Here is a 17,053-nt window from a genome sequence, read left to right as displayed (position 1 = left end):
CAACTATCATATTGGACGAATCATTTTCTATGAATCAGAATGTAACATCCATTAATTTTTCAAGAGCTGGTGATATTTTTCACTATCGCTGGGCTGTCAAAAGATGCTTAAAGTTATTAGATTTCGATACTGATTTAACTCATATTACGATAGAAGGCTCTGACGATTATAATCAAGGTGGTGAAAATGTTGTTGATTTAGCCGAGTATAGGGAGTCAGCTAATGGTGAAAAGTCGGTAGAATACTTTCAGCTAAAACATTCTACGGTTAGAGCCGATGAAGACTTTAAGATATCTGACCTCAAAGACACTATCATTGGATTTTCTCAAAGGTTTATAGATGCTAAAAAGAATAAAAATTATTCAGACTTTGAGTTTACTGTAATAACCAATAGAAAAATATGTCCTAAATTTAAAAAAACTGTCGACAACCTTGCTAGAGGTCTTCCTGCAGATATTCGTTCTCTCAATACATTAAAAAGTTATACCAAGCTTAGTGACACAGAATTAAAAGAATTCTGTTTACATCTTAATTTGTATGATACTGAAGGCGATTTTAATGTACAAAAGCAAAATATACATAAAGAATTATCTCGAGTTTGGGTATCAAAAAATATAACCGATATGGAAAGTATATTGGTAGAAACAGTTAGAGAGCGTATAGAACCTCATAAGTCCAATGTTATTAAAAAAGAAGATATTCTTGAAGCTTTTAATATAACTGATATTAATGACTTCTTTCCTGCACCGCCAAAGTTTGAAGCGCTACCTTCTAACTATATTCCTCGCCAACAGCAAGACATTATAATCAATAGTATTCAATCCGCTAATACTCATACTATCATTACGGCGTCAGGGGGTATAGGCAAGTCAATTCTAAGCAGTAATTTAGTTAATATTTTAACTATACCTAATATAGTGATTGCTTATGACTGCTTTGGTAACGGAGGCTATCGTAAGACAAGCGAAAAACGACATACTGTTAAAAGTGCAATGACTCAGGTTATTAATGAATTAGCCAAAGATGGGTATTGTCTACAAATTATCCCTACTAGAAATGAGCCTGATGAACATTGGATTCGCCAGTTTCTAGACAGGATATATGAAGTTTGTAGTAACTTATCAGCCGATCACCCTCAAGCATTACTGGTCATCGTATTTGATGCTGTGGATAACGCTATGATGGCGGCAGATGAGTTCAATGAAAGTTGCTTTGCTAATCAGATCTTAAAGGAAAGTGTGCCAGATAACTGTCGATTGGTGTTTACCTGTAGGCCTGAAAGGTTGGAGCTCCTTGATCCACCAAGCTCTATCGTACCACTAGAGCTATCACCTTTTACCATTAAAGAAACGCTAAAAAATTTGCATCAATATTATGCTGATGTAAATATAGGGCAAGCAGAAGAGTTTAATAGTTTGACAGGCGGTAACCCTCGAGTGCAAGCCAATGCATTAGCTTTGAACTATGAGTCCTTACATGAGTTGCTATTGTCGTTTGACTCAACAATCATAACTGTTGAGGATTTAATAGAAAGACAGTTAGCAAAAGCTGTTAATGAATTAAAAGATAACTTCCCATTAGTTTATAGACAGGACATCGATAGCATTTGTATAGGATTGGCAACCTTACCACCCTTTATTCCTTTATCCGTATTGGCCACTATTGCAAATGTTCCAGTAGATTCGGTAAAAAGCTTTGTAGCAGATTTAGGACGTCCATTATGGCTAACAGACCACGCTGTTCAGTTTCGGGACGAACCTACTGAAAAATGGTTTCAAGACAACTTTAGTGCAACCAAAGATCAAATATCAAACTATATTAATGCTATCAAACGCCTTGATATCGTTAGCCCATATATTGCTGAAGCTCTACCCATATTACTTCATAAGTCTGAAAAGTATGATGAGTTAGTGGCACTGGCACTGTCTGATGAATACCTACCTGAAGGCAGTCCATACGATAAGAGCCTAATTAAAATCACACGTTTACAATATGCTTTTAAAGCTTCGTTAAAAGTTAATCGTATTCATAACGCTACTAAACTTGCATTACTAGCGGGTGAAGAAATTGCTACTAATGAACGGCAAAATGAAGTATTCAAAAATAATATTGATTTAGTCACTCAAAATCTATCAGAAGGCAGAATAACGGAGCTAGCCCACAAAAAGGTCATAAGAGGAAAATGGCAAGGTTCTGAGTTAGTGTATTCGGCGTCATTACTCGCAAGCTTACCCGATTCAAAAGGACAGGCTACAGTTTATCTGCGTTCTGCTGAACACTTTATGCATCGCTATTTTGAAAAAAGAGATAGCAATAACAAAGAGCACGAGGATTTCTTTGATGAAGAGCTTGAAGATATTGATATTGTAGAGCTTGCTTCAGCACATTTTAATATTTTTGGAAGCAAGGATAGTGTGGATTTTATTGTGGGGTGGAAACCACCAGAGACGATTTATCGTATAGGTTTACAGTTTCTTAAAAGGTTAATTGATAGAGGTAATATTGCTACTGTAGCTCAAATGGTAGTTTATGGAAAAGATAACCCTAGTTTTGTGCTTGCAGCGACTGAAGTACTTATGCAAGTAGGTATAACACCACCACGAGAATGCCTGACACGGTGTCTTAGTATCGTTATTAATCCTAAAACACGACTTGAAGTATCTAGCGAATATAGCTATCACAGAGCTTCTTATTCTAATCGTACCTTCTTATCATTCTTTGAAGCTTGCCTTATTCAGAAGCTATCTGTAAAAAATATTCGAAGAGGACTAAATTACTATTATAAACTACCATATTCATATGCTCTTTCAGAAATAAGAGCTTATGGGGACGAAGTAGAGAATTTCTTACGTTTTTTATCCTTACAAGCAAGTTTTCAAAATAGCTTTAAGATAGATCATGAAGTCTTTATCAAAAAATGCTTTCAAAGGGATGATAAAAAAGGCTACGAGTCAGAAAAGGAATTTAAAGATAGTTGTGCTCTAATCAATGAGTTTTTACCACTGTATACTTTAAGGGTAAAAACACTTGTTGGAGTAGATGTTACTAGTGTAGGCGTTATAGGACAAACCATAGATATTTTTATTAAGCAATATTCTGATCGCTATCAAGATTATGATCCTAAAGCTTATTTAGCGACCAAGGTCAAATTCGATATCCTATTATTTAATAAAGAACAATCCATAGTAGATATATTCATTAAACAAGTGGAAATTGATTCAATTAAATATAGTTTTAAAGATAATTTTTATTTTGTCAGAGCTAGTTGCCATCATTCTAAGCTTAGTGAGTTGGTTGATATATTTGAAAATAAATTAGAGCAGATATTGCACAAATTTGATCACGAAGAGTCGCCAGAATCTCATTCTGATAACTATCTAAATTTCTCTAGATCTATTTTAGCTATTGATCTAGAAAATGCTGCCGTCTATTTTGATACAGGATTAAAAAAAGCCACAAATTTTGGTAATGAAGTGGTCGACCGATGGGAAGCAATATCTGCTATAGCTCAACGTAGTGTTGAAGATAAGCAATATAGTTCAGAGCTTGCACATCGTTATATGCGAGCAGCGGAGTTGGTTGGCGATTCAAGTACAGGACAGAATTATTGGAATGAACAACAAATCATATCTACTTGCCTAAAGCTGTCACCTATATCTACATTTGCAATAGCAAACAGATGGAAAGAAAGAGATGTGGGATTGCATGGGCGTTCAGTAGCAATAATTGCCAAAAGTACACTAGATTTAGGGATCATTAACCCAATCATTTTATGGTCATTAACAGCATTTTCTTTTAGCGGCAGTGTAGTCGATTTTCTAGATGTAATTATTACTACAGTGCCTCACAAGCAAAGTCAGCAAAAAATGTTTGATCAGATCGTTAGTGAGTTAAGAACTAAAAGTTATACGGGCGAGCAATGGAAAACTATCGAAGCACTAGCAAACGATTATGGACTACATAATGATGAGCTTGTTTACATAAATGAGCTTAGCAAATCCTACGAAATAAAGGGTACAAAATCAGCCTATATAGATGAAAAACCAGAGAAAGTCGATAGAAGTAGGCAGTGGTTTGATAGATATAGTCATTTGGATATCTTAACTTCAACAGGTTTTAGAGAGGCTTTTAGCATTTATGAAATTAAAAGGAAAGCTAGGCAGTATGATAATTATTTCTGGCAGGGTTGTTTTTTAAAAGTCACCTCTAGAAAAGCAGTGAAATTTTTGAATATTGTCATCAATTCAAATGAGTTAGATTTCTATGACATTAAAAACGCTTTTGAAGCTATTCCAGACGAATGGAAAGCCAAGCCTGCAGTAATGCAGCATTGGCCATCATTCGTAACCAACCTTGCCTCAAGGTTTCCGAGTAATTTTACTTTGAATAATAGGTATGACAAAAATCACTTAGACTGCTTTATCTTAAATGAAGATTCTCGAGAAGCTGTTCGTTTAGGGGCAACTAAAGGATTATCGGAAACAGGACTGATTGAGGATGCAGGTTCACTGTTTCAGTTTGCCCGTTATTATGCATCGCAACTAACTGTTGCAGAAGCTAAAGACTTGGTAGACTTCGGTCTCTCCCGTTTTGAAAAGTACATCGATTCAGAATATGCAGACGGCGTATGGAAGGATGAGTTTTTATTACCGACTAGCATAGAGCATGCAGTAGTTAATTATATATATGCAAACCTAGGGTCTCCTTTTGTAGAGGAGCGCTGGCGAGCTGTACATGCAGTAATACGATTATATCAATTGGAATGTTATGAGGAAATAGACTTACTGATGGACTGTCTATCTAACGGTGTGTTAGATATTTTCATTCCACCAGCCTATGACTTTTATGCATTACATGCAAAATTATATTTATTAGTTGCTCTAACTCGCTGTGTTCATATTAGTGTAACTCCTTTACTAAAACACAAAGAAGAATTTGTCGCCATAGCCCTTGATGATAGCCAAGGCATTCTACTTCAGTATTATGCCAAACAAATATGCTTGCAAATTTATGGAAGTATCCCCAATAGTTTTGATGAGTCCACTTTTGATCATATTAAGCAAATAGCTGTTTCTCAAATCTCCGCTATTACTGGTGAAGAATATAGCTATTCTACCGATTCACCTTGGCATCAAAACCAAAATTTTAATGACTTACCTGAATTCTATTTTGGATATGATTTTGATAAGTCGTGGCTTCCACCGCTCGGTAGAGTATTTGGAATTTCATTAAAACAAATAAAAGACATAGCAAAGGATATTTTATTTAATGAATGGAAGATGGTACTTGATGGCAAGTGGATAAACGATAGCAGGAAAAATCTGTGGAAAAAGCTAAACAGCAATTCACGTCAGTATGATATGCATGGTAGAGATGGTAGTTATCCCGATATTGATAGTTATAGTTTTTATATCTCTTATCATTTGATGTTTGCGGTAGCTTCAAAATTGATTAAAGCTATGCCAGTTGTTCAGGTCAGCTATCACGAAAAATCATCTTGGTTAGAGTGGTTAGATAGGCATTTATTACTAGATGATAATCTAAAATTGTTATCAGAAAGCAGAGATTACATACCTATCGAGAGAAGAGACTGGGTGCTTGAAAATGCTAATAAAGAATGGCAATGGCAAATAAAAGAGAATGATTTTATTGATTTGCTGGTTAGCACTCAAGGTAATAGCACTTGGTTGAATGTAGAAGGTGAATGGGAAGAGGTTGAAAATAGTAGAATCGAACGGGTCTCATTCAAAAGTATATTAGTACCCAATCGTTTCAGTCAGTCCTTATTAAACACGACTATCAATCACGAGAACTATATCCACGAATGCTTCCTCTATGACTTTTGCTCGATTGATAATGAACATGACGACAAAGTGTTTACAGTAGTAAAACTACTTGAGTTAGATGAGGAAAGGTACGGTGTTGGCTCTATGGATCCGTTTCTTGGTGGTGTCAGAAGGATACAGCCATTTAAACTACACTCTGCTATTACAGAAGTAATTAATTGTACTTATAGCAATGATATGAAAAACTGGCAACTTGATGATAAGGTGTGTTTACAAAGCAAATATTGGAGCGAAGACAAACCAAGTCATAATGACGATTATATGAGGAATGGTAATCAGGCATTAGCGTCTCTAGATTTATTAACTCTCATATGTAAGCAAATGAATGTAGAAATTGCTATTCAATTGAATATCAAAAGAACATATAAAGACTCATATAATAGTTGGAGCAAGGACGATGACATTGGATATATCCCACCCTATAGCAAAACCTTCCTCTTATCTGCAGATGGAAAGCTTAGAGACGCAACAAAGGGTTATCAACTTAGGTAAGCATTTAATTGATAATTTTAAAAACGATGAAGTTGACGAAATAACAGCATGGATGTGTAACTATATCGCTGAAAAAATATTATTAGTTGAACAAACTAATAATGAGGATACTAAGCAAGAGTGCTTTGACACTATACTTAAGCTTTGGGAAAGACATTCTTCATTTCCTGATGGCAAACGTCCATTTGAAAATCTTGAGCCCGTTTTAGAAACATTAAATTCGCTAAACCCTGGCAATCAAAATAATAGATACTTACCTAATCCATTTGCCCAATTCTCTTCAGATAAAGATGACACTGATTTGAATAGTTGGCTTAAGATGACGAAGGTTTTAGATAAGAATGCACGTATTCTTATCTATTTTTGTATTAATCAAGCTATCAAAGAAACTATAGATGAAGATACCAAGAATTGGCTCACTGAAATAAGCCAGCTTTTAGAAGACCCTGTTATCAAATTTAAGTTTCTTTATCCAGATGAAGATGAGTCGATAACAAACCAAGATAAAATAGAGTCTTTGAGAGGTAAGCTTGCAACTATGGAAGAGTTCAAATCATTAAGTGAAAGTATTATGGGGGCTATTGAGGATGAAATATCTGACTTGGAAAAGAACCAATCAGTCACGAACCTTTGAAATTGTAGGCCATACCATTTTGTATTCAAACTAAAAAAATGATTACGGATGAACTGATAGGACGTTTTTATTTTTTATCTCGAACTGAGTTTGATTCTTAAATTTTAAGCTACTGAACTTGTCAATAAGCATAAATTATAGGGCTCCGTTACCACAACCAACTTTCAACAATCTTGGTCACAAAATGGTCACCGTTTGGTCACCGAGCACTTGGTCACCGATTTTTAAAAGGTAGAGTACATGCATGCAAACTTATCGTGATTATATTATTAGAGAGTGGACAGCCTCTTAAGAGTTGATGAATATATAACCACTAACCCTTATAAATAAATACTTCAAAGAAATTTTCAGACATAAAAAAGCCTCAAACAATATAATGCTTGAGGTAACATTTGAACAAAACTTAAGCTATAAATAGTGGTGCGCTCGGCGGGAATCGAACCCACGACCCTCGGCTTCGGAGACCGATACTCTATCCAACTGAGCTACGAGCGCATAATACGAATTGACTGCTAGGTTGCTTAATACTGCGTTTAATTGAGTATGATTGGCAGTCTGTCGAAAAATAAAGACCGCCTAGTCTAACAAATAAAAGCCAGAAAGCCAATGAGCGAGGCCCGCTATTGACGTTTTTTAAGAAAAAACAGGATAGTCAGTAAACAAGCATGGCAATTTGCCCGTCTTTTCCCTTATAATGTCAGGGAAAATTCATATTTATAATCACCGATTACAAGTGCGCGCGCTGACGGGATGGCTGTTTGCTATTGATGACGAAATGTTTGTCGTCGAAGGAGGATAAACAGAATGTCCAAATCATGCGAGCCCTTGTATCTGTAATAAGAGAACGTGACGAATGAGAAAAGTAGTGATGTTATCGGCAGCTGCCATTCTAGGAATTGCTAGTATCGCGGTGAGCCAAGCGGAAGATGTTGCAGGCACACCTGTAACTGTCTCTGATGTAGCAGAAGCGCAAGATGTGGTCGAAAACGCGCCACAACAGTTAGGTGATGATACCCAAGCTGCCGCCGATACTACAGATGACACTGCTGCGGTCGATGCGAGCGGGCAAGCAGACGGTACTACAGATGACGCTGCGGCAACGGAAGAAGTGGCAGCAGCAGCGCCTGCGGCGGATGAAGAACCCATTCCACAAGATACGCCGCAAGTACAAAAGCTCATTGCTTTGTATCCTAACTTGATTGCTCGTATTCAGCCTGTCGCTACAGTATGTTTCGAAGACGATGAGGTTTGTGATGTAACGGCACGCTCATCAGGTCCTTCGGCAGGTGATGGCCCTCGCGATGGCAAAGCAGTATACAATGCCGTATGTCAGACTTGTCATGCTTCAGGTTTACTTGGTTCACCTATGTTAGGGGATGCAGGGGCTTGGGGACCACGTATAGCAAAAGGTAAAGATACTCTATATACCCATGCGATCAATGGCTTCAACGCGATGCCTGCTAAAGGTGGTGCGGATATCCCTGATGAAGAAGTTCAGAATGCGGTAGATTATATGGTTGGTGAAGCCAGCTAATTATTGCTGAGCCATTACTGACCGTGATGAATAGCTTACTAAGCTTTTAAGATACGCATTGACTAAGCGCTTATTTCATTTAATGAGGTAGGCGCTTTTTTAATGATGAGTATTATTAATATGGTGCTTCTAATAGAACACAGTTGAAATTCGTTGCTAATAGCCTCACCTTAAGACATTAGATTGTCTCTGCCAAATATTAGGGCCTGTCATCAATTAGCGTATTTATACATTTGCTGGTCTTAAAATAACTAAAGCCTGTTAAATTCTATCAGAAATCTTGTCAATATATTTATATCTACGGCGATTTCCTCCTTATTTAGCAGCAGTACTTCTCATTTTAAGCCGCACGATCTAAGTGATGCCACGCCCTAGTATTTTAATAGTCAATTTTCACATAAATTTATAACAAATAAAGAGGTTTGCATGTCTGAGGCACCAGCGCTTACGATAAAAAATTTATCCAAGACTTATGACAATGGCTTTTCGGCATTGAAGGGAGTAGATCTCACAGTACCACAAGGGGGATTCTTTGCGTTACTTGGTCCCAATGGGGCGGGTAAATCAACAATGATTGGCATCATCAGCTCACTTTTTAAGCCCACAACAGGCAGTGTGCATATTTTTGGCAATGACTTGTTAGAGAACCCTTCGGTTGCTAAGCAATATCTTGGCGTAGTACCGCAAGAGTTTAACTTTAATATGTTCGAAAAAGTCGAAGATATTCTGATTACACAAGCAGGCTATTTTGGTATTTCTGCCAAAGAAGCAAAACCTCGGGCCGAGAGGTTATTGACCGCCCTTGGTTTATGGGACAAGCGCGACAGTATGTCACGCGAGCTGTCAGGTGGTATGAAACGTCGTTTGATGATTGCCCGAGCGTTGATCCACAAGCCTAAGCTATTGATTCTCGATGAACCAACCGCAGGGGTAGATATTGAGCTGCGCCGTTCTATGTGGGAATTCATGCAGCAGATTAATATCGAAGAGAACACCACGATTATTCTGACCACTCATTATCTTGAAGAGGCAGAGCAGCTTTGTAAGCGTATCGCTATTTTAGACCATGGTGAGATTCGAATTAATACGGATATGAAGGATTTGCTTGCACAGTTATCGGTTGAGACTTTTGTCTTCGATATCTCTACTCCGCTTGAGCATCCGTTACAATTAACAGGTGTCACCGAAGTGACGCAGCCAGACGATTTTACGCTTGAAGTGACCTTGACAGAAGGTGAGTCATTGAATGGCGTATTTGCGCAATTGTCTGAGCAAGGTATTACGATTGCTAGTATGCGCAATAAATCCAATCGGTTAGAAGAATTGTTTATGCGCCTTGTCGACAAAAATATCCAGAATGGAGACAGTATGAAGGAGTCAGGACTATGAATCAGAAAATAGTAGTAGACCCTAGTGACAGCATGTCATGGTCCAAAAAATGGATTGCTTTTCAGACGATTTTGCTAAAAGAAGTGCGCCGTATTTTACGTATTTGGCCACAGACTTTATTGCCACCCGTGATTACTATGACGCTATACTTCGTTATCTTCGGTAGGATGATAGGCGACAGAGTGGGCGAGATGGGCGGTGTGCCTTATATGCAATTCATCGTTCCTGGTCTTATTATGATGGCGGTGATTACCAATAGTTACTCTAATGTGGTCTCCAGCTTTTTTAGTGCCAAGTTTACTTCGAGTATTGAGGAGCTGTTGGTTTCTCCTGTCTCTAAGCACGCTATCTTGATGGGTTATGTCAGCGGTGGTATCTTCCGCGGCTTGGCCATCGCTATTATCGTCTCCATCGTCGCGCTGTTTTTTACGGATCTTGGCATTGAGCATTTATTTGTGACAGTATTTACTGTGCTTGGCACTTCGATACTCTTTTCGCTTGGCGGCTTTATTAACGCCGTCTTTGCCCGCTCATTTGATGATATTTCTATTATTCCGAGCTTTGTATTAACCCCTTTGACTTTTTTGGGTGGGGTATTTTACTCAATGGAAGGGTTATCAACATTTTGGCAAACCGTCTCCTTACTCAATCCCATTGTCTATATGGTAAACTCGTTTCGCTACGGGATTTTAGGATATTCTGATGTCAATGTCTGGTATTCAATGGCCGCGATTTTTGTATTCTGCGTGGTGTTTTATATCATCTCGTATCGTCTGCTCAGTGATGGCTCGCGTGTGCGATTGTAAATATGATAGCCATCATTTGTCATAGATAGCTTGTAATCAATAGACTGATAACCTTATCATAAGAGCCTAATATTGTTGGGCTCTTTTTTTATGCTTAAAATTTCTGTAAGAAGTATGAGTAAGGCTTTTACAGCCACGTTATTGAGTACAATTACAAGCATTGCCATCGCAGCCCCATTTGCGACAATGGATGATTATGATTGGGTCGTCATGAAGACGCCTTTAGACCCTGCATCGTATAAGTATAATTGCCATAATGACTACAACTATAAAACTTATGATGCTTTACAAAACTGCCTGTATAACTTGAGGGAAGATGCAGATAATGCGCTTAGTAAGCAATGGGGTATCAGCGATAAAGTAATTAGAGAGCGAAATGCAATTTATATTAAAGTCGCTAATCGTAAAAATCCACTAGTATTTGTTGACTATTCCAGTCCTTATGAGGAGGATTTTAATCCTTATTATTCTCTACAAGACTACGATAAATCACGGAAATTACTAACAATACATCAAAGCTTTTATGAAGGAGAGAGCTTGACAGTAGTTAATTTGGCTACTGGGTTTTGGCAAGATTTTAGTCTCAGAAAGCTAAGTGTCTTTCCTGATATGAGATACATAGTCGGTTTTGAAAGTGAAATGGGAGCGACGGAACATGTCAACATTTTGGAGCGACAAGATAGTGGTTACTATGAGGGCTACTATAAACAAGTCTATAGCAGTAGTGAAGATTCAAAAAACTACGACAGTCATAAAAATTTTTATCAAGCAGATAAAGCGCAGCAGGTTTATGATAGCGAAACCTTTACTTGGGTAGATGATACTGAGTTTAATGGTGACAAGCTCTATGTGGATTCTTTTTATAAGTTAAATGAAGCAGATTCAGCGGCTTTTCGAGTACGCTATACCTTTGTACGCGATGACAAAACAGGTACGTGGCAAATGCGCAAAGGTAGCGTCTATTGATTTATATCTCTTTTAATGTAAGGACAACGTTGATTATCACAGGGCTATTTGTCTTGATCATAATAGCGCCCTTAAATGCCCAAGCAGCATCTTCAGCCTTGCCTTCAGCGTTAACGCCATCGACCAACGATGATTTTTGGATAAAAGTTGCTACGCTTGTGGCAGCAGAAAGGTAGTTGTCGATACGGTTACACTGACTATCAAACTTTGACAGATTATAAAAACTGTATTTTTAACTTGTTGGAGCACAATGACAACTTACAAAGTCAAAAGTGGGGCTTGAGTAACCGCGTTATTCGAGAAAAAGATACTATTTATATCAGTACACCCCATCATAAGCAGCCATTGGTATTTAAGGATTACCTTGAACCATTTGAAGAAAATCATAGAATTCATTATGAATTGCAGGATTATGATAAATCACATCATCTGTTACAGTTACTACGTACCTTGTATGAGACACAGTCCACCATTATCGTCGATTTAAATACAGGACATTGGCAAGAGCTCTACGCTACTGACCTTATGTTTTCAGACGATATGACTCATATTGTGGGGTTTAATGGTAGGCAAAGTATGACTAAAGACATCGTAATATGAGAACCTCAAAAAAATAACAATGATAGACGCTATACAACGGTACTTGGTAGCAATGAACTATATGAGCAAAATTATGATAACAGTAAAAAGCATGAAGTATACGAAGCACGAGATATTAGTTGGACAGCCGATAATAAAATCAATGTTGATTTCTTTGATAGGGTGAATCCAACAGATACCGTAGCGTCTAGAGCGCGTTATATTTATGCAACCGATGATAAAGAGGGTACATGGCAGAGAGTTTTACCGAATAGCGATATTAATGATTAAGCAATGATAAAAAGGTCTGATTTTCATATGCAAGTAGCTCAAAAAGTCGTTAAATTAACCCGTGTCTGCATGGTGAGTACATTATTTTTAGTGCTATCAGTGTCAGCGCAAGCAAACCTACCCACAGCAACAATGGATGATTATGTTTGGAAAACGCTAGATCCAATAAGAGGTTCAGGTTATTTTAAGAATGAATGTGAATACGATAGTCTGCCCTCTTATAAGAAATGCCTTGGGGAAAGTTTGGATAAACATGATAACGAGCTTAGTAAAAAATGGGGACTGAGTGATCGCGTCACTAGAGAAAAGGATACTGTATATATCCAAGTACCCAATAGATCCTTGCCGTTAGTTTTTCGTGATGAACTGTTTGCTCCTAATGCTCAGTCTCACTCTTATTTTTCACTTTATGATTATGATAAAAAGAGACAGCTATTATACTTGTTGAGAAGTTTCCCTGAAGGGGAAGGTATTATACTTGTTAATCTCAGAACTGGTTTTAGTCAAGAGTTTGATGGTATCGACTTAAATGTATCACCAGATCAATCATACGTTACTACAGTAGATCGTTATATAGGTGAAGAAAATATTACGATTTGGCAAAAGCAGAAGAAAGGTGACTATAAAATTGTTTACGAGAGTAATCTTAGCGAATTAAAAGCGCATTTGGATTTTTACCAAAATAGAGACCAAAGGCATGATCTTGAAGATATTGATATTGAGTGGGAAGATAAGGATAGCGTTTTGGTCGATTTTTATTATCTTATTAATGGAACCGATGATATAGGCTATCGAGTACGATTTAATTATGTGAAGACAGATCCTACTTCAGGTTGGCAAATGATTCCCATAAAATAACCCATTGCTGTAAAATAACGTGTTTCTGTTTCATTATATTTAAGTATGAAAGGTAAGTGATTTATGAGTATCCACGGTATTTTAGGTGAGCAAACCACCAACTATCCAACTGAGTATAGTCCAGAAACCTTGTATCCTATTGCCCGCAGTATGGGGCGCGCTGCTATTGGCTGGCAAGACGATAAGTTGATGGTTGGCGTCGATTGGTGGCAGGCATTCGAGATGTCTTGGCTTAACCAGCAAGGTATTTCACAGGTTGCCATCGCGCGCTTTAGTATACCCGCTAGTTCTCCATTTATCGTCGAGTCAAAATCACTCAAGCTGTATCTAAACAGTATAAACTTTGCTGAATTTACTAATTGGGTAGAGGTGCAAACGCTAATTGCTAAAGACTTGTCAGCATGTGTGCAAGCAGAAGTAACCGTTGAGTTGTTTGGTCTAAATGATGACCTGAATGATAAAGCAACAGGCTTATTGATTGCTCAGCCTGAAGGTGTTTGTATCGATGATGCCTTAGCAGGTAGTAGTGATAAAGTCGCATTATGCGAGCATCCCGATGCCTCGTTATTGAGTGAGGCTAAAATGCATACTAATCTAGAAATAGACAGCGCTCAGCCTTATAATTTTTATTCAAATCTATTGCGTAGTAATTGTCCGGTGACCAATCAGCCCGATTGGGGCACGCTTGCGGTTTCGATTATCAGTGATAAGACAGTCGACGAAGCTGCAATGCTGCGCTATATTTTAAGTTTCCGTCAGCATAATGGCTTTCATGAGCAATGTGTCGAGCAGATATTTGCTGATCTGAGTCGATATTATGAGCCAAGCGTATTGATGGTTCGCGCATGGTACACGCGCCGAGGCGGTATCGATATCAACCCTTGTCGCGTGAGTGATATAACTCTCCTGCCACAGCCAAGCCGTTTAATTCGTCAGTAGACTATAAGAGTACTTGCTAATATTCATCAAATCCGTTTATATACTTATATAGGCAAATGTTATTTTGCTTTGCTTGGGAGGTCGAGATGAAAGATGCAACTGGTTTTTTGACGGCGCTAGCGGCAGCTGCTTTGTCTGTTTCTCTCATGCAATCGGCACAAGCGGAGTTTATCGAAAATCAATATAACTGTGAAGACGCTTATATGGAAGTGGCTTATGATTGTGGTAACGATGCGATTATAGTCGAAAAAAATCGTCTTAATAAAATTTATATGAGTGCTTATCGTACTTTGAATACGACACAAAAAGAGCAGTTGGATAAAGAGCAGCGTATATGGTTAAAGGATCGTAATGATAAGTGTGACTTTGAATACGAAGGTCCAATGAATAATTCTGTGGTGTACGCCCAGATTTACGCTCATGTCTGTACTGCTAATGAGAGTCAGAAACGTAGTAAGGCGATTGCTAAAAAATATAATATCAAATAACAATTTTCATTTTTTTATAAGTAAAAAAAGCGCCTATCTCATTAATTGAGATAGGCGCTTTTTATGGCACAGTCTGTGCTAATCAGACTATTTGCCGCTTACTTTTGCTATGACTTCTTCACGGCTAAGCATTTGCTTTTCTGCTTCACGGCGATTGACGTACTCGTATTTGTCTTCAGCAAGATTGCGGTCAGAAACCACAATACGATGCGGAATACCAATCAATTCAAGATCAGCAAATTTGACGCCTGGACGCTCGTTACGATCGTCGAGCAACACATTGACACCTTGAGACTTTAGCTCTTCATACAGCGCAGTAGCGGTTTGCATGACGGTTTCTTCTTTTGACTTCATCGGTATGATAGCGACTTCAAAAGGCGCAATCGAGTCAGAAACAGTCGGCGTTTTTGGCCACATGATACCGTTTTCATCGTTGTTCTGTTCGATTGCAGCGGCGATGATGCGACTAACACCAATACCGTAGCAACCCATCATTAGGGTAACTGGCTTGCCATCTTCACCTGAAACCTTGCAGTTCATCGCTTGTGAATACTTATCACCCAGTTGGAAGATATGACCAACTTCGATGCCGCGTTTGATTTTTAGGCTACCTTTACCGTCAGGAGAAGGGTCGCCCTCTTGCACATTTCGAACATCGACGATGCGGGTGAGACGGGTATCTCGTGCCCAATTCATACCAATAGTGTGCTTGTTAACTTCATTCGCACCAGTGACAAAGTCTGACAAGGCTGCTGCCGAGCGATCGACAAACACAGGCATATCTAAGTCAACACCAATATAACCTTTATGCAGACCAGCTGCTTTCAGTTCTTCATCAGAAGCTAGCGTCAACGGCACGTTTGCTTCTTCGATTTTTTCTGCTTTGATGGTGTTTAATTGATGATCACCGCGCAGCACAATCGCAATCAGCTGTGGCTCATCGTCTTCGGTATGACCATGGACGATTAAGGTTTTGACTGTGGTGGAGAGCGGAATGTCTAAGTGTTCTGCAACCATTTTACAGCTGGTCATATCTTCGGTTAAGACGTCTTCGCGTGCCATCTTGGGCGGCTGACGCTCAGCAGTGCTGACAGATTCTGCTAGTTCAACGTTGGCTGCATAGTCAGATGAGTCTGAGAATGCAATATCATCTTCGCCACTGTCTGCCAAGACATGGAATTCATGCGAGGCAAAACCACCGATAGAGCCTGTGTCCGCTTGTACTGCACGGAAATCTAAGCCCAAGCGGGTAAAGATACGCGTATAAGCGTCATACATATCATGATAAGTTTTAGCCAATGAGGCCTGATCAACATGAAATGAATAAGCATCTTTCATGGTGAACTCACGCGCACGCATCACGCCAAAACGTGGACGAATCTCATCACGAAACTTACCTTGAATCTGAAAGAAGGTAATCGGTAGCTGTTTATAACTACGTAGCTCGCCCTGAGCAAGATTGGTGATGACTTCTTCATGGGTTGGACCAAGCACAAAATCGCGATCATGACGGTCTTTAAAGCGCAACAGCTCAGGACCATAATCATCAAAACGTCCGGTCGTTTGCCAGAGTTCTGCTGGCTGAGTCATTGGCATGAGCACTTCTTGTGCACCGACATTTTGCATCTCTTCACGAACAATACGTTCGACTTTTTGTAAGATGCGCAGCCCCATGGGCAACCAAATATATAGTCCAGAAGCGATTTTGCGAATAAGACCGGCGCGCACCATCAATTGGCTAGAGGCGATATCAGCATCACTAGGGGTTTCTTTTAGAGTGGCAAACAAAAATTGACTGGCTTTCATAAATAAAGCGTAACCTTATCAACGATAAAAAAAATAAGAAATAGTAGGATGTTGAGCGTGTGGCTGAGAGTTTCAGAACCGCCGCAAGCTTACCTTTATTACTTGGTAATAGGCTAGGACATCGCCTAGCTAAAGGATGATTTCACAAAAAATACTTCAGTAACTACTTCCTGCATACAGCAGGGGAGTTTTTAATTTATGCATCAATATATCGGGCTATTCAAACACCAATTTTCAGGCTAGAAGCCCGAAAAATAAATATATGCTGACATTTTTGTTCATGCAATCTGACTATGTTAGGTAAAGTTTGCCTAAGACGCAATGACTTTTTGTTTTTTCAGGCCGAACGTGACGTAAACAGGTAAATATCACGACAGTAACCCGATGATTTACTGATTTTAAAGGCATTTGTGTGGAAATGTGCG

At 38.7% G+C, this 17,053-nt stretch carries 11 protein-coding genes and 1 tRNA gene; 10 read left to right on the top strand and 2 right to left on the bottom strand.

Annotated elements, in window-relative coordinates; all coding sequences use genetic code 11:
• Positions 1-29 precede the first annotated feature (29 nt).
• Positions 30-6,338: a hypothetical protein gene (locus ACTQ9T_RS13330; RefSeq protein ID WP_439267075.1), complete on the top strand. Its 6,309-nt coding sequence runs from the start codon at positions 30-32 to the stop codon at positions 6,336-6,338.
• On the top strand, positions 6,250-6,972 hold the full coding sequence (locus tag ACTQ9T_RS13325; protein ID WP_440465373.1) for a hypothetical protein: 723 nt from the start codon (positions 6,250-6,252) through the stop codon (positions 6,970-6,972). The genes ACTQ9T_RS13330 and ACTQ9T_RS13325 overlap by 89 nt, the downstream gene beginning before the upstream one ends.
• Before the next feature lie 418 nt (positions 6,973-7,390).
• Here ACTQ9T_RS13325 and ACTQ9T_RS13320 read toward each other — a convergent pair.
• A tRNA-Arg gene (locus ACTQ9T_RS13320) sits at positions 7,391-7,467 on the bottom strand.
• A gap of 358 nt (positions 7,468-7,825) precedes the next feature.
• Between ACTQ9T_RS13320 and ACTQ9T_RS13315 the strand changes: the two genes are divergently transcribed.
• From ACTQ9T_RS13315 to ACTQ9T_RS13280, 8 genes are all read left to right on the top strand, one after another.
• The gene (locus ACTQ9T_RS13315; protein ID WP_194621045.1) at positions 7,826-8,506 is read left to right on the top strand and encodes a c-type cytochrome; all 681 of its coding nucleotides are present in this window, start codon (positions 7,826-7,828) and stop codon (positions 8,504-8,506) included.
• A gap of 426 nt (positions 8,507-8,932) precedes the next feature.
• Positions 8,933-9,895, top strand: a complete 963-nt coding sequence (locus tag ACTQ9T_RS13310; RefSeq protein WP_189586204.1) for an ABC transporter ATP-binding protein — start codon at positions 8,933-8,935, stop codon at positions 9,893-9,895.
• Positions 9,896-9,927: 32 nt separating this feature from the next.
• On the top strand, positions 9,928-10,701 hold the full coding sequence (locus ACTQ9T_RS13305; RefSeq protein ID WP_189586377.1) for an ABC transporter permease: 774 nt from the start codon (positions 9,928-9,930) through the stop codon (positions 10,699-10,701).
• Positions 10,702-10,791: 90 nt separating this feature from the next.
• On the top strand, positions 10,792-11,667 hold the full coding sequence (locus ACTQ9T_RS13300; protein WP_440465372.1) for a hypothetical protein: 876 nt from the start codon (positions 10,792-10,794) through the stop codon (positions 11,665-11,667).
• A 279-nt stretch (positions 11,668-11,946) separates the two neighbouring features.
• Complete coding sequence (locus ACTQ9T_RS13295; RefSeq protein WP_440465371.1) at positions 11,947-12,267, top strand: hypothetical protein; 321 nt, start codon at positions 11,947-11,949, stop codon at positions 12,265-12,267.
• 297 nt (positions 12,268-12,564) lie between these two features.
• The gene (locus ACTQ9T_RS13290) at positions 12,565-13,395 is read left to right on the top strand and encodes a hypothetical protein (RefSeq protein WP_440465370.1); all 831 of its coding nucleotides are present in this window, start codon (positions 12,565-12,567) and stop codon (positions 13,393-13,395) included.
• Between the two features lie 63 nt (positions 13,396-13,458).
• Positions 13,459-14,334: an NADPH-dependent 7-cyano-7-deazaguanine reductase QueF gene (gene queF / locus ACTQ9T_RS13285; protein WP_440465369.1), complete on the top strand. Its 876-nt coding sequence runs from the start codon at positions 13,459-13,461 to the stop codon at positions 14,332-14,334.
• Positions 14,335-14,420: 86 nt separating this feature from the next.
• Positions 14,421-14,822 (top strand): lysozyme inhibitor LprI family protein, encoded by a 402-nt coding sequence (locus tag ACTQ9T_RS13280; RefSeq protein WP_440465368.1) that lies wholly within the window; start codon positions 14,421-14,423, stop codon positions 14,820-14,822.
• Between the two features lie 87 nt (positions 14,823-14,909).
• Here ACTQ9T_RS13280 and ACTQ9T_RS13275 read toward each other — a convergent pair whose 3' ends face one another.
• A complete protein-coding gene (locus tag ACTQ9T_RS13275; RefSeq protein WP_010196605.1) occupies positions 14,910-16,628 on the bottom strand; it encodes a proline--tRNA ligase in 1,719 nt (572 codons plus the stop codon).
• Between the last annotated feature and the right edge of the window lie 425 nt (positions 16,629-17,053).

This window comes from Psychrobacter sp. ASPA161_6 (genome assembly GCF_051970285.1).
GTDB lineage: Bacteria > Pseudomonadota > Gammaproteobacteria > Pseudomonadales > Moraxellaceae > Psychrobacter > Psychrobacter glaciei.
Note: the sequence above shows the minus strand (reverse complement) of the source record. Positions and strands in the feature narration are given on the sequence as shown.

Excerpts from the sequence above, each read along its gene's own strand:
- ACTQ9T_RS13330 (WP_439267075.1), top strand. The coding sequence starts at position 30 with ATGAATCAGAATGTAACATCCATTAATTTTTCAAGAGCTGGTGATATT.
- ACTQ9T_RS13315 (WP_194621045.1), top strand. The coding sequence starts at position 7,826 with ATGAGAAAAGTAGTGATGTTATCGGCAGCTGCCATTCTAGGAATTGCT.
- ACTQ9T_RS13310 (WP_189586204.1), top strand. The coding sequence starts at position 8,933 with ATGTCTGAGGCACCAGCGCTTACGATAAAAAATTTATCCAAGACTTAT.
- ACTQ9T_RS13305 (WP_189586377.1), top strand. The coding sequence starts at position 9,928 with ATGTCATGGTCCAAAAAATGGATTGCTTTTCAGACGATTTTGCTAAAA.
- ACTQ9T_RS13300 (WP_440465372.1), top strand. The coding sequence starts at position 10,792 with ATGCTTAAAATTTCTGTAAGAAGTATGAGTAAGGCTTTTACAGCCACG.
- ACTQ9T_RS13290 (WP_440465370.1), top strand. The coding sequence starts at position 12,565 with ATGCAAGTAGCTCAAAAAGTCGTTAAATTAACCCGTGTCTGCATGGTG.
- queF (WP_440465369.1), top strand. The coding sequence starts at position 13,459 with ATGAGTATCCACGGTATTTTAGGTGAGCAAACCACCAACTATCCAACT.
- ACTQ9T_RS13280 (WP_440465368.1), top strand. The coding sequence starts at position 14,421 with ATGAAAGATGCAACTGGTTTTTTGACGGCGCTAGCGGCAGCTGCTTTG.
- ACTQ9T_RS13275 (WP_010196605.1), bottom strand. The coding sequence starts at position 16,628 with ATGAAAGCCAGTCAATTTTTGTTTGCCACTCTAAAAGAAACCCCTAGT.